The sequence below is a fragment of the Moorella sp. E306M genome (assembly GCF_006538385.1).
In the GTDB taxonomy this organism is placed as follows: Bacteria; Bacillota; DSM-521; order Neomoorellales; family Neomoorellaceae; genus Neomoorella.
Genome location: NZ_BJKO01000001.1, coordinates 2,601,892 through 2,614,586 on the forward strand (window position 1 = coordinate 2,601,892; position 12,695 = coordinate 2,614,586).

Below are 12,695 nucleotides of genomic sequence, written 5' to 3' on the forward strand. Positions count from 1 at the left end.
ATGGCAGGAAAAACGGACTTTGTGTAGAAGTTCACTAATATAACCGGAAAAATGTATGTTCACTTTTTTGAACAAAGGAGGTGTTCGAGTGAAGCTGGCCATTTCCGGGAAAGGTGGCGTCGGCAAAACCACCATCGCTGCCGGTTTAATTACGCATTTTGCCCGGCAGGGTTACCAGGTATATGCCGTCGATGCCGATCCCGATACCAGCCTGGGGATGGTCCTGGGACTTCCCGGAGAAAGGCTCGGTTCTCTTAAACCCGTTGTGGAGATGCGAGAGCTAATTGCCGAATATACCGGCGGTAGCGGTGCCTTCTTTTCTTTAAACCCGGAAGTAGATAGCCTGCTGCAGGATTACACCATTAGAAGCAATAATATTCTTTTTTTAAAAATGGGAGCCATCAAACCTGGGGGGTCAACCTGCTATTGCCGGGAAAATGCTGTCTTAAATGCCATGGTTAATTCCCTCATCCTAAAACGCCGGGAAATGGTGGTCCTGGATATGGGGGCGGGCATTGAGCACCTGACCCGGGGTACGGCCCGGGGGGTAGATCTGATGCTGATTGTTACCGAGCCCACCCTGGTCAGCATCCGGACCGCCCTGGTCGTCCAAAAACTGGCCGCAGAACTTGGTATTGAGCAAATAAAGTTTGTGGGCAACAAATTGCGTCAACCCAGGGATAAGGAATTTATCCTCAGCCACCTGCCGCCGGACGATGTCATCGGCCTGATACCCTTCCAAGCAGAAATTTTAGATCAAGCTGCTGGTTTTACCGGTGAGCAGTCTTTTACCGCAGCAGGTATTGCTGAGCTGGCTACCAGGTTGCTTAACTAACTGGATGTTGCCAGGGCATATGCAGGAGAACCGGAGTTCTCCGGAGAGATATTGTAAAAATGGAATAAAGCCAAGGAGGTAAGTAATATGCCCAGGTTCCGCGATCTCACCCACACTTCCAGGCCTTCAGGGGCCCCGCGGGTTATGGAACCCAAAAGCAGGGACCGCACGGTCGATCCGGCGGCCCTGGAAATGCTGGCTAAAAGCAGGGACGACAAGGTAATAACCGCCTTTGATCGCTTTGTTGCCCAGCAGCCCCAGTGTAAAATCGGGTATGAAGGTATTTGCTGCCGTTTTTGCCTAGCCGGCCCCTGCCGCATCAAGGCCGCCGATGGTCCCGGGAGCCGCGGCATTTGCGGCGCTTCAGCCTGGACCATCGTTGCCCGTAACGTCGGTTTAATGCTCCTTACGGGTTCCGCCGCCCACAGCGAGCACGGCAATCATATTGCCCATGCCCTGGTAGAAATGGCCAAAGGCAAAGCGCCGGACTATACCGTCAAGGATGAAGCCAAGTTAAGGGAAGTCTGCCGGCGCGTGGGTATCGAAGTAGAAGGCAAAAGCGTGATGGAACTGGCCCTGGAAGTAGGGGAAAAAGCCCTGGAAGACTTCCGCCGCCTGAAGGGCGAGGGTGAGGCCACCTGGCTGATGACAACTATAACTGAAGGCCGCCGGGAAAAATTCCGCACTCATAACGTTGTACCCTACGGTATCCATGCCTCTATTTCCGAACTGGTCAACCAGGCGCATATGGGTATGGATAACGACCCCGTGAACCTGGTCTTCAGTGCTATCCGCGTCGCCCTGGCCGATTATACCGGTGAACATATTGCCACTGATTTTTCCGATATCCTTTTCGGCACCCCCAGCCGGTGGTCAGCGAAGCCAACATGGGCGTCCTGGACCCGGATCAGGTTAACTTTGTCCTCCACGGCCATAACCCCTTACTTAGTGAAATTATCGTCCAGGCCGCCCGGGAATTGGAAGGGGAGGTCAGGGCTGCCGGTGCCAAGGGTATCAACCTGGTGGGCATTTGCTGCACCGGCAATGAAGTCCTGATGCGCCAGGGTATACCTTTGGTCACCTCCTTCGCGTCCCAGGAACTGGCAATCTGCACCGGTGCCATCGACGCCATGTGCGTCGACGTCCAGTGCATTATGCCTTCCATTAGCGCCGTGGCTGAATGTTATCATACACGGATCATTACCACTGCCGACAACGTCAAGATCCCGGGCGCCTATCACCTCGACTACCAGACGACTACGGCTCTGGATAATGCCAAAACCGCTGTCCGCATGGCCATTGAAGCCTTCAAAGAGCGCAAAGAAAGCAACCGGCCGGTTTTTATCCCTCAAATCAAAAACAGGGTGGTCGCCGGCTGGAGCCTAGAGGCCCTGAAGCAGCTTTTGGCTACCCAAGATGCTGAAAATCCCATCCGCGTGCTCAATAAAGCCATCCTTGACGGCGAGCTGGCCGGGGTGGCGCTTATCTGCGGTTGTAATAACCTGAAAGGGTTCCAGGATAACTCGCACCTGGTAGTTATGAAAGAGTTATTGAAGAATAACGTCTTTGTCATCGCTACCGGGTGTTCGGCCCAGGGAGCGGCCAAAGCCGGTTTAATGGACCCGGCCAATGTAGAAACCTATTGTGGCGATGGCCTAAGAGCTTTCCTCAACCGCCTCAGCCAAGGAGCCAATATTGAAATCGGCCTGCCGCCTGTTTTCCACATGGGTTCCTGCGTGGATAACTCCCGGGCCGCCGACCTCTTAATGGCCATGGCCAACGACCTTGGCGTCGATACGCCGAAAGTTCCTTTCGTAGCCTCGGCCCCGGAAGCCATGAGCGGCAAAGCGGTAGCCATCGGCACCTGGTGGGTATCCCTGGGTGTACCGACTCACGTCGGTACCATGCCGCCGGTGGAAGGCAGCGACCTGATCTACAGTATCCTCACCCAGATTGCCAGCGACGTTTACGGCGGTTACTTTATGTTTGAAATGGATCCCCACGTAGCTGCCCGGAAGATCCTCGACGCCCTGGAATATCGCACCTGGAAGCTGGGCGTGCACAAAAATGTTGCTGAGCGTTATGAAACCAAACTCTGCCAGGGTTACTAAAAGGGGGGGTCAGGCCATGACTGATTTCGACAAGATCTTTGAAGGTGCCATTCCCGAAGGCAAAGAACCTGTAGCCCTTTTCCGCGAAGTTTATCACGGCGCCATTACAGCCACCAGCTATGCGGAAATCCTTTTAAACCAGGCCATCCGGACCTACGGTCCCGACCATCCCGTCGGTTATCCGGATACCGCCTATTATTTACCGGTTATTCGTTGCTACAGCGGGGAAGAAGTAAAGAAACTCGGCGACTTGCCGCCCATCCTCAACCGCAAGCGGGCGCAAATAAGCCCGGTGCTTAATTTTGAAAATGCCCGCCTGGCGGGAGAAGCCACCTGGTACGCGGCTGAAATCATCGAAGCCCTGCGTTATCTTAAATATAAACCGGAAGATCCGCTCTTGCCCGAGCCCTGGACCGGCTTTATCGGCGACCCGGTCGTCCGCCGTTTTGGTATTAAAATGGTAGACTGGACCATTCCCGGAGAAGCCATTATCATGGGCCGGGCCAGGGATTCCAAAGCTCTGGCGAAGATCGTCAAGGACCTCATGGGTATGGGCTTTATGCTTTTCATCTGCGATGAGGCGGTAGAACAGCTGCTGGAGGAAAACGTCAAGCTGGGTATCGACTACATCGCCTACCCCTTGGGCAATTTCACCCAGATCGTCCACGCCGCCAACTACGCCCTGCGGGCCGGGATGATGTTCGGCGGCGTAACGCCGGGCCTGCGCGATGAGCAGCGCGACTACCAGCGGCGCCGCATCCGCGCTTTCGTCCTTTACCTGGGCGAACACGACATGGTCAAAACGGCCGCCGCCTTCGGGGCCATTTTCACCGGCTTCCCGGTGATTACCGACCAACCCCTGCCGGAAGACAAGCAGATTCCCGACTGGTTCTTCAGCGTCGAAGACTATGATAAAATAGTCCAGATAGCTATGGAGACCCGGGGTATCAAGCTGACCAAGATCAAGCTCGACCTGCCCATCAACTTCGGCCCGGCCTTTGAAGGGGAGAGTATCCGTAAGAACGATATGTATGTCGAAATGGGCGGCAACCGGAGCCCGGCCTTTGAACTGGTACGTACCGTTTCCGAGGCGGAGATTACCGACGGTAAGATCGAGCTTGTCGGCCCGGATATTGACCAGGTGCCGGAGGGCAGCACTTTACCCCTGGGTATCCTGGTGGATATTTACGGCCGTAAAATGCAGGCCGATTTTGAAGGGGTCCTGGAACGGAGAATCCATGACTTCATTAACTACGGTGAAGGCCTGTGGCACACCGGCCAGCGCGCCATCAACTGGCTGCGGGTGAGCAAAGATGCCGTGGCCAAAGGGTTCCGATTCAAGCACTATGGAGAAATCCTGGTGGCGAAAATGAAAGAAGAATTCCCGGCCATTGTTGACCGCGTCCAGGTAACCATCTTTACCGATGAAGCAAAAGTGAAAGAGTACCTGGCCATTGCCCGGGAGAAATATAAAGAGCGCGACGACCGTATGCGCGGTCTGACCGACGAGTCGGTGGATACTTTCTATTCCTGCGTCCTGTGCCAGTCCTTTGCCCCCAATCATGTCTGTATTGTCACCCCCGAGCGGGTAGGCCTGTGCGGCGCTGTCAGCTGGCTGGACGCCAAGGCTTCTTATGAAATCAACCATGCCGGGCCCAACCAGCCCATACCTAAACAAGGGGAGATTGATCCCGTTAAAGGCATCTGGAAGAGCGTCAACGACTACCTCTACACGGCTTCCAACCGCAACTTGGAACAGGTTTGCCTGTACACCCTTATGGAGAACCCCATGACCTCTTGCGGTTGTTTCGAGGCCATCATGGCCATTGTACCCGAATGTAATGGTATTATGATTACCACACGGGACCATCCCGGTATGACCCCTTCCGGGATGACCTTCTCCACCCTGGCCGGTATGATCGGCGGCGGCGTCCAAACCCCCGGCTTTATGGGCATCGGCCGCACCTATATTGTCAGCAAAAAATTTATTAAGGCCGACGGCGGTATCGCCCGCATTGTCTGGATGCCCAAAGCTTTGAAGGACTTCCTCCGTGAAGATCTGGTACGGCGCAGCATCGAGGAAGGCCTGGGCGAGGACTTTATCGATAAAATTGCCGATGAAACCATAGGCACCACCGTTGATGAAATCCTGCCTTACCTGGAAGAGGTGGGCCATCCGGCCCTGAGCTTGGATCCCATCATGTAGGCTCTACCCCCTGTTGCTGGTAAGGCCGGGTATATGCCTCTTTGTATATACCCGGCCCGGAATATTTAAATCTTGAAGGAAAGGAGTTAACAGTTATGGCTTTAACGGGATTGGAAATTTATAAGCAGCTGCCTAAAAAGAACTGTGGCGAATGCGGTACGCCTACCTGCCTGGCCTTTGCCATGAACCTGGCTGCCGGTAAAGCCAGCCTGGACTCTTGTCCCTACGTTTCCGAAGCCGCCCGGGAGGCCCTTAATGCCGCCGCGGCCCCGCCTATTGCCAAGGTGATCCTGGGCACAGGTACGGCAGCAGTAGAAATGGGGGATGAGACCGAACTCTTCCGCCACGATAAGCGCTTCTATCATGAAACGGCCATTGCCATCCAGGTAAGCGATAACCTCAGCACCGAAGAGTTAACGGCTAAAGTTGCTGCTATTAACGAGCTGCAGTTTGACCGGGTGGGGCAGCATTATACCATCCAGGCTATTGCCATCCGCCACAATGCTGATGACCCGGCCGCTTTTCAGGCAACAGTAGCTCGGGTTGCTGCCGCCACCTCGTTAAACCTTATTCTCATGGCTGACGATGCCGCTGTGATAAAACCTGCCCTGGCGGGAGTAGCCGACCGCAAGCCCCTGTTATATGCGGCCACTGCTGCCAATTACGAGGCCATGACTGCCCTGGCAAAAGAGTTTAATTGCCCCCTGGCGGTATACGGCAACGGCCTGGAAGAACTGGCCGGCTTAGTGGACAAAATCGTCGCCCTGGGCCACAAGCAGCTGGTCCTCGACCCCGGAGCCCGGGAAACTTCACGCGCCGTTGCCGACTTTACCCAGATCCGCCGCCTGGCCATTAAAAAACGCTTCCGCTCTTTCGGCTATCCCATTATTGCCCTGACGACGGCAAGCGATCCCCTGGCGGAAATCCTCCAGGCTACAAACTATATCAGCAAGTATGCCAGCCTGGTAGTCTTGCGTACCGCCGCCAAAGAACACCTGTTGCCCCTGCTGTCCTGGCGCCAGAATCTCTATACCGACCCGCAGGTACCTATCCGGGTAGAGGAGAAACTCAATGAAATAGGAGCCGTTAATGAAAATTCACCGGTTTATGTGACCACCAACTTCTCCCTGACCTATTACTCGGTAGAAGGAGAAATTGAAAGCACCAAGATACCCAGTTACCTGCTGTCCGTCGATACCGATGGCCTGTCCGTGCTGACGGCCTATGCCGACGGTAAGTTTGAGGCTGAAAAAATTGCCAGCGTGATGAAAAAAGTTGGTCTGGAAAATAAAGTCAAGCATCGCCGGATTATTATTCCCGGAGCAGTGGCCGTCCTGAAGGGCAAGCTGGAAGACCTGACCGGCTGGGAGGTACTGGTAGGACCCCGGGAAGCCAGCGGTATCGTGGCCTTTGCCCGGGCCAATTTAGCGTCCTAAATCATCTCTATTATTTAAGAAGGGGAAGAAGCCCGTGAATCAGTGTTCCGTTACTTTTTTACCCGCCGATATTACTGTTCTGGTAACGGCAGGCACCACCGTCCTGGAGGCGGCCCAGAAGGCCGGCCTCCCCTTGAAAAGTACTTGCGGCGGTGCCGGTACCTGCGGCCGCTGTATCATTAAAATTTGCCGGGGAGAAGTTCAGTTAAAAGGAGGACACCTGCCGGCCGCATTGAAGGAAGAAGGTTATACCCTGGCCTGCCAGACCATCATCCAGGGTGATGTAGCCATCGAGATCCCGGCAGAATCCCTTCTCGGCAAACATCAGGTGCTCCTCCAGGATAAGGGGCGGCTGCAGGACGGTCTGGCTGATTTACCGGGTTCCTATCCCCTGGAGGCTGCCTGTGAAGTCGTAACCCTGCATCTCGCCGAGCCTACCCTGACGGAAAACACCAGCGATGCCAGCCGCCTGCTGGCGGCTTTGCGCAGGGAAAAAGGGATGGAGGGGAAGGTAAGCTTGGCCCTGCTCCAGGATTTGCCGGAGAGCTTGCGCCAGGCCGGCTGGCAGGTTGATGTCACCCTGGCCAGGGCTGATAACCGCCTCTTACGGGTTACCCCTGCCGGGTCAGGCAGGAGCTTCGGCCTGGCCATCGACCTGGGCACCACGACGGTAGTGGTCTCCCTCCTGGACCTGCGTAACGGCCGGAGGATTGGCCAGGGCGGTAGTTATAACCGCCAGGCGGCGTATGGTGATGATGTCATTTCCCGCATCATCCACGCCACCAGTAACCATGGGGGCCTGGAGGAGCTGCGCCAGGCGGCCCTGGCCACCATTAACGAGATCAGTAATTCTTTACTGGCCAAACACGGGATTGACCCGGCGGAGGTGACGGCGGCAGCCATCGCCGGCAACACTACCATGAGCCACCTGCTCCTGGGCGTAAATCCCAAGTATATCCGCCTGCAACCCTATATCCCTGCTGCTACCGAGTGGCCGGCCCTCACTGCCGGGGAAATCGGGCTGGCCATTAATCCCCTGGCTACCGTCCAGGTCTTCCCCAGCGTTGCCAGCTATGTGGGCGGCGATATTGTCGCGGGCGTCCTTTTTACCCGCCTTGCCAGGGGAGAAGAACTGACCCTCTTCATTGACATCGGCACCAACGGGGAAATGGTCCTGGGGAATAAAGAATGGCTCATCGCTTGTGCCTGTTCGGCGGGGCCAGCCTTTGAAGGCAGCGGTATCACTTGCGGTATGCGGGCCATGGAAGGAGCGGTTGAAGGAGTAACCATCGACCCGGAAACCTGTGAAGTTGAGCTGGAGGTAATCGGCGGCGGCCGCCCGGCCGGCCTGTGCGGCAGCGGTTTAATCGACTGCCTGGCGAAGCTCAGGCGGGCCGGCATCATCGACCGGACCGGTAACTTCCAGGAAGTAGCCACACCCCGGCTAAGGCTTACTGATGAAGGCTACGAGTTTGTCCTGGCCTGGGCGGCAGAAAGCAGCCACGGCAAGGATATCGTCATTACCGCCGCCGACATCAAAAATCTCATCCGCTCCAAGGGAGCCGTCTTTGCCGGTATCCAGAGCCTGTTAAAGACCGTTTCCCTGGACCTGGAAGCAGTCGACAGGATTATCATTGCCGGCGGTTTCGGCAATTACCTGCACGTTCCCAATGCGGTCGAAATCGGCCTCTTACCCGATTTGCCGGCGGAAAAATACATTTTTGCCGGCAACACTTCCCTCAAGGGTGCCGAGCTGGCCCTCCTTTCCCGGCCGGCCTGGCAAGATGCCCTGGAACTGGGCCACAAGATGACCTATCTGGAACTTTCCGCCGGCAACCTCTTTATGGAGGAATTTGTCTCGGCCCTGTTCCTGCCCCATACCCGGCTGGAACTCTTTCCCTCTGTAACCGGGGAAACCGGTCTGGAAAGGAGGGAAGGGTAAGTGGCCCGCCATATTGCCGTTGCCGGTAAAGGGGGTACAGGAAAGACTACCTTTGCCGCCCTGTTGGTACGCTATCTGGTTTTGAACCATAAGGGGAGCATCCTGGCCGTGGACGCCGACCCCAACGCCAATTTAAACGAAGCCCTGGGCGTTAAAGTCGATACCGTTATTGCCGATATCCTTGACGCCACCAAAAACCCGCGGGCCATCCCCGCTGGCATGAGCAAGGATATGTTCATCCAATACCAGCTGGCCCAGGCCCTGGTAGAAACTAGAAGCTTTGACCTGTTAACCATGGGCCGGCCCCAGGGGCCGGGCTGTTACTGTTATCCCAACGACCTTTTGCGCAAGCACCTGGAAACTTTGAGCGCCAACTATGATTATATGGTTATTGACAGTGAAGCCGGCCTGGAGCATATCAGCAGGCGGGTTATCCAAAATGTAGGGGCTCTTTACGTCATCAGCGACGCCTCAGTGCGCGGGATTCGTTCCGCCGGGAGGGTACGGGAACTGGTCCGGGAACTGCAGCTCGATATTCCCCATATGTACCTTGTTGTAACCAAAACTACCGGTGATCCTGGTCCCCTCCGGGAAGAGATCGAGCGGACAGGATTGCCCCTGGCCGGGACTATTCCCTATGATGAACAGGTCGTCGCTTTTGACACCTACGGCAAACCCCTTTTTGACCTACCGGCAGATGCCCCGGCCGTGCAGGCAGTCAATACCATTCTTAGCAGGTGCCGTATTTAACTATTTATGCGGAAGGAGTGTTTTTCATGGCCGTCCAGATTTTACGTGAGCGCAGCCGTGCCGCGGTACAAAAAGTTGTCCTGGGTGCCACCAAAGAGCAGGGCGGTACCCGGAGCCACACCGTTGTGGTCGGCGGCGATGCCGCCCTTCCCTTCCACCATTTTGAAGGCGAGGTTAGCCGCCCCGTCATTGCCATGGAAGTCCAGGATATCGTTCCCGACTGGCCGGATGTTTTGAAGGATCCCTTTAATGATGTAATCAATGAGCCCGGCCGCTGGGCGCAAAAATGCGTAGCTGCATACGGCGCCGACCTGATTTACCTGAAACTCGACGGTGCCGATCCCGAGGGAGCCAACCGCACGGTAGACCAGTGTGTGGCTACCGTCAAGGAAGTCCTGCAGGCGGTCGGCGTGCCGCTGATTGTCGTCGGCTGCGGCGACGTGGAGAAAGACCACGACGTCCTGGAGGCAGTGGCCGAAGCGGCAGCAGGGGAAAACCTGCTCCTGGGTAACGCCGAGCAGGACAACTACAAATCCCTGACGGCGGCCTGCATGGTACACAAGCACAACATTATTGCCCGTTCACCCCTGGATATCAATATCTGCAAGCAGCTCAACATCCTCATCAACGAAATGAATCTGGGGTTGGACCGCATCGTTATCGACCCATCCATTGGCGGCCTGGGTTACGGGATAGAATACGCCTACTCCATTATGGAGCGCATCCGCCTGGGCGCCCTTCAAGGTGATAAAATGCTATCCATGCCGGTAATCTGTACGGTTGGATATGAGGCCTGGCGCGCCAAGGAAGCTGTGGCTCCGGTTAGCGAATACCCCGGCTGGGGTAAAGAGGTGGAGCGTGGTATCCTCTGGGAAGCCGTTACCGCCACCGCCCTCCTCCAGGCCGGCGCCCATATTCTCCTCATGCGTCACCCGCAAGCCGTGGCCAAAGTGAAGGAAAATATCGACCAGCTAATGGCCAGCAACGCTTATTAATAAAGTAAAAAGGAGGTCTAAAGCATGCTTATCATTGGCGAAAGGATTAACGGCATGTTCAACGACATTAAAAGAGCCATCCAGGAACGGGACCCGGCCCCTGTACAAGAGTGGGCCCGGCGCCAGGAAGAAGGCGGCGCCCGCGCCCTGGATCTCAATGTCGGACCGGCCGTCCAGGATAAGGTTAGTGCCATGGAATGGCTGGTAGAGGTTACCCAGGAAGTCAGTAGCCTGCCCCTGTGCCTGGATTCCACCAATATCGCGGCCATCGAAGCGGGTTTGAAAAAAGCCAGGAACAGGGTTATCATCAACTCCACCAATGCCGAACGGGAAAAAATAGAAAAATTGTTCCCCCTGGCCGTTGAGCACGGTGCGGCCCTCATCGGCCTCACCATGAATAAAACCGGCATTCCCAAGGACAGCGATACCCGCCTGGCCTTTGCCATGGAACTGGTAGCTGCTGCCGATGAATTCGGCCTGCCCATGGATGACCTGTATATAGACCCCTTGATTCTCCCGGCCAACGTCGCCCAGGATCACGCTCCTGAAGTTTTAAAGACCCTGCAGCAGATTAAAATGCTGGCCGACCCGGCTCCCCGGACCGTACTGGGATTGAGCAACGTGTCCCAGAACTGCCAGAACCGGCCCCTTATCAACCGGACTTTCCTGGCCATGGCCATGGCCTGCGGCCTGGATGCCGCTATAGCCGATGCTTGCGACGAAGCCCTCATGGAAACAGCGGCAGCTGCAGAAATTTTGCTCAACCAGACGGTTTACTGTGATTCTTTTGTCAAGATGTTTAAAACCAGGTAGGACTTTTATCAACAACGTCGAAGCTTATTGGGGAGGAACTCCATATAGCAGCGTTACAGGAATACGTTGATACCTGTAGGAATATGCGCGGGAAAAGAGAGAGGTACCGGCGTATTGTCTTAACGCTGGTCCTCTCTTTTTCAGGGTAGAAAGGAGGAAGGGGATTGGCTGAGCAACAAATTATACCTTCCCACCAGCTTGTTGCTGCCGTGACCAGGCAATCGGGTCAACCTGTCAGCCGCTGTTACCAGTGTCATAAATGCACAGCCGGCTGTCCGGTAACCATGGCCATGGACCTGATGCCCCACCAGGTAGTACGTTTTGTCCAGCTAGGTTTGGAAGAAGAACTTTTAAAAAGCAAAACTATCTGGCAATGTGCTTGCTGCCGGACCTGTGTATCCCGCTGTCCCAACGGTATCGACATTGCCGCCATTAATGACGCTTTGAAGCAACGGGCCCTGGCTAAAGGCGTCCGGCCGGCCCTGCCGGAAGTGGCTGCTTTCCACCAGGCCTTCCTGGCTTCGGTTAAAAGCAAGGGTCGGGTCCATGAACTGGGGATGATCATTGCCTTCAAAATGAAGACAGGTACCTACTTCCAGGATGTTCCCCTAGGGCTGAAAATGCTTAGCCGCGGTAAACTGCGGCTTTTACCCGAAGGGCTTAAAAACAAAGCTCGCTTCCGGTCCTTGTGGCAAGGGGAAAAGGGGGGACAGGTATGAAATTGAGTTATTACCCCGGCTGTTCCCTGCACGCAACGGCGGCCGAATATTCCGCCTCCACCGAAGCTGTATTTAAAGCCCTGGGAGTGGAGTTGCAGGAACTGGAAGACTGGTGCTGTTGCGGCGCCACCTCCGGCCACTCCCTCAGCAGTTACCTGAGCCATGCCTTACCGTTGCATAACCTGGTCCTGGCCGAGGCTGCCGGTAACGATCTGCTGGTACCCTGCGCCGCCTGTTATAACTCCTTAAAAGCAGCCCAAACCTTTATGGCCGGCGGCAGCCAGGAAGCCCGGCAGCTCAACCGGCAGGCAGGTCAAATCCTGGGACGGGAATACCGGGGAGAAGTGCGGGTGCGTCATGTCGTCGACATGCTGGCCGATCCCCGCATCCAGGCTCTGCTGGATGGGAAGGTAAAGAAAAGCCTGGCCGGCCTCCCCCTGGCGTCCTACTACGGCTGCCTGCTGACCCGGCCGCCGAAAGTAGCCAGTTTTGAGGCCAATCCCGAACAACCCCAGCTGATGGACCGGCTATTAGCCTGGTGTGGAGCCACTCCGATAGCCTGGACCCATAAAAACGAGTGTTGCGGGGCCAGTCTCGCCATCCCCCAGCCCCAAATCGTAGAGCAACTGGTGGGAAAAATTGTAGCCGCCGCCCGCCATGCCGGAGCTGTAGCCATAGTGACGGCCTGTCCCCTGTGCCAGACCAACCTGGACAGCCGCCAGCCGGCCGGGAAAGATCCGCTACCCATCTTTTTCATCACGGAAGTCATCGGCCTGGCCCTGGGGCTGGATGCCGCTCCCTGGTTGAAGAAACATTTAGTCGATCCCCTGCCCCTTATACGGCAGCAGGGGTTGCTGGTAGCCTCCTAGCAGAAAGGTTGTGAGACGC

Annotated in this window: 9 protein-coding genes and 1 pseudogene; all 10 read left to right on the plus strand. The window is 56.0% G+C overall.

Annotated features, from left to right (window positions below; genetic code table 11):
• Positions 1 to 88 precede the first annotated feature (88 nt).
• Positions 89 to 835 (plus strand): P-loop NTPase, encoded by a 747-nt coding sequence (locus FLZ89_RS13440; protein ID WP_141264672.1) that lies wholly within the window; start codon positions 89 to 91, stop codon positions 833 to 835.
• A gap of 87 nt (positions 836 to 922) precedes the next feature.
• A pseudogene (gene cooS / locus FLZ89_RS13445) lies at positions 923 to 2,946 on the plus strand (anaerobic carbon-monoxide dehydrogenase catalytic subunit).
• A 16-nt stretch (positions 2,947 to 2,962) separates the two neighbouring features.
• Complete coding sequence (acsB, locus tag FLZ89_RS13450; RefSeq protein WP_141264671.1) at positions 2,963 to 5,152, plus strand: acetyl-CoA decarbonylase/synthase complex subunit alpha/beta; 2,190 nt, start codon at positions 2,963 to 2,965, stop codon at positions 5,150 to 5,152.
• A 95-nt stretch (positions 5,153 to 5,247) separates the two neighbouring features.
• Positions 5,248 to 6,588 (plus strand): acetyl-CoA decarbonylase/synthase complex subunit gamma, encoded by a 1,341-nt coding sequence (gene acsC / locus FLZ89_RS13455; RefSeq protein ID WP_141305159.1) that lies wholly within the window; start codon positions 5,248 to 5,250, stop codon positions 6,586 to 6,588.
• Positions 6,589 to 6,622: 34 nt separating this feature from the next.
• The gene (locus tag FLZ89_RS13460; RefSeq protein WP_141305160.1) at positions 6,623 to 8,530 is read left to right on the plus strand and encodes an ASKHA domain-containing protein; all 1,908 of its coding nucleotides are present in this window, start codon (positions 6,623 to 6,625) and stop codon (positions 8,528 to 8,530) included.
• Positions 8,531 to 9,280: an AAA family ATPase gene (locus FLZ89_RS13465; RefSeq protein ID WP_141305161.1), complete on the plus strand. Its 750-nt coding sequence runs from the start codon at positions 8,531 to 8,533 to the stop codon at positions 9,278 to 9,280. It abuts the gene before it with no gap.
• A 26-nt stretch (positions 9,281 to 9,306) separates the two neighbouring features.
• On the plus strand, positions 9,307 to 10,275 hold the full coding sequence (locus FLZ89_RS13470; protein WP_141264667.1) for an acetyl-CoA decarbonylase/synthase complex subunit delta: 969 nt from the start codon (positions 9,307 to 9,309) through the stop codon (positions 10,273 to 10,275).
• A gap of 24 nt (positions 10,276 to 10,299) precedes the next feature.
• Entirely contained in the window at positions 10,300 to 11,088 is a 789-nt protein-coding gene (locus tag FLZ89_RS13475) for a methyltetrahydrofolate cobalamin methyltransferase (RefSeq protein ID WP_141264666.1), read from the plus strand.
• A 164-nt stretch (positions 11,089 to 11,252) separates the two neighbouring features.
• Positions 11,253 to 11,807 (plus strand): 4Fe-4S dicluster domain-containing protein, encoded by a 555-nt coding sequence (locus FLZ89_RS13480; RefSeq protein WP_141264665.1) that lies wholly within the window; start codon positions 11,253 to 11,255, stop codon positions 11,805 to 11,807.
• Positions 11,804 to 12,676 (plus strand): CoB--CoM heterodisulfide reductase iron-sulfur subunit B family protein, encoded by an 873-nt coding sequence (locus FLZ89_RS13485; protein ID WP_141264664.1) that lies wholly within the window; start codon positions 11,804 to 11,806, stop codon positions 12,674 to 12,676. The genes FLZ89_RS13480 and FLZ89_RS13485 overlap by 4 nt, the downstream gene beginning before the upstream one ends.
• The last annotated feature ends 19 nt before the right edge of the window (positions 12,677 to 12,695 follow it).

Coding starts and splice junctions, on each gene's coding strand:
- FLZ89_RS13485 (WP_141264664.1), top strand. CDS start 11,804: ATGAAATTGAGTTATTACCCCGGCTGTTCCCTGCACGCAACGGCGGCC.
- FLZ89_RS13475 (WP_141264666.1), top strand. CDS start 10,300: ATGCTTATCATTGGCGAAAGGATTAACGGCATGTTCAACGACATTAAA.
- FLZ89_RS13470 (WP_141264667.1), top strand. CDS start 9,307: ATGGCCGTCCAGATTTTACGTGAGCGCAGCCGTGCCGCGGTACAAAAA.
- acsC (WP_141305159.1), top strand. CDS start 5,248: ATGGCTTTAACGGGATTGGAAATTTATAAGCAGCTGCCTAAAAAGAAC.
- acsB (WP_141264671.1), top strand. CDS start 2,963: ATGACTGATTTCGACAAGATCTTTGAAGGTGCCATTCCCGAAGGCAAA.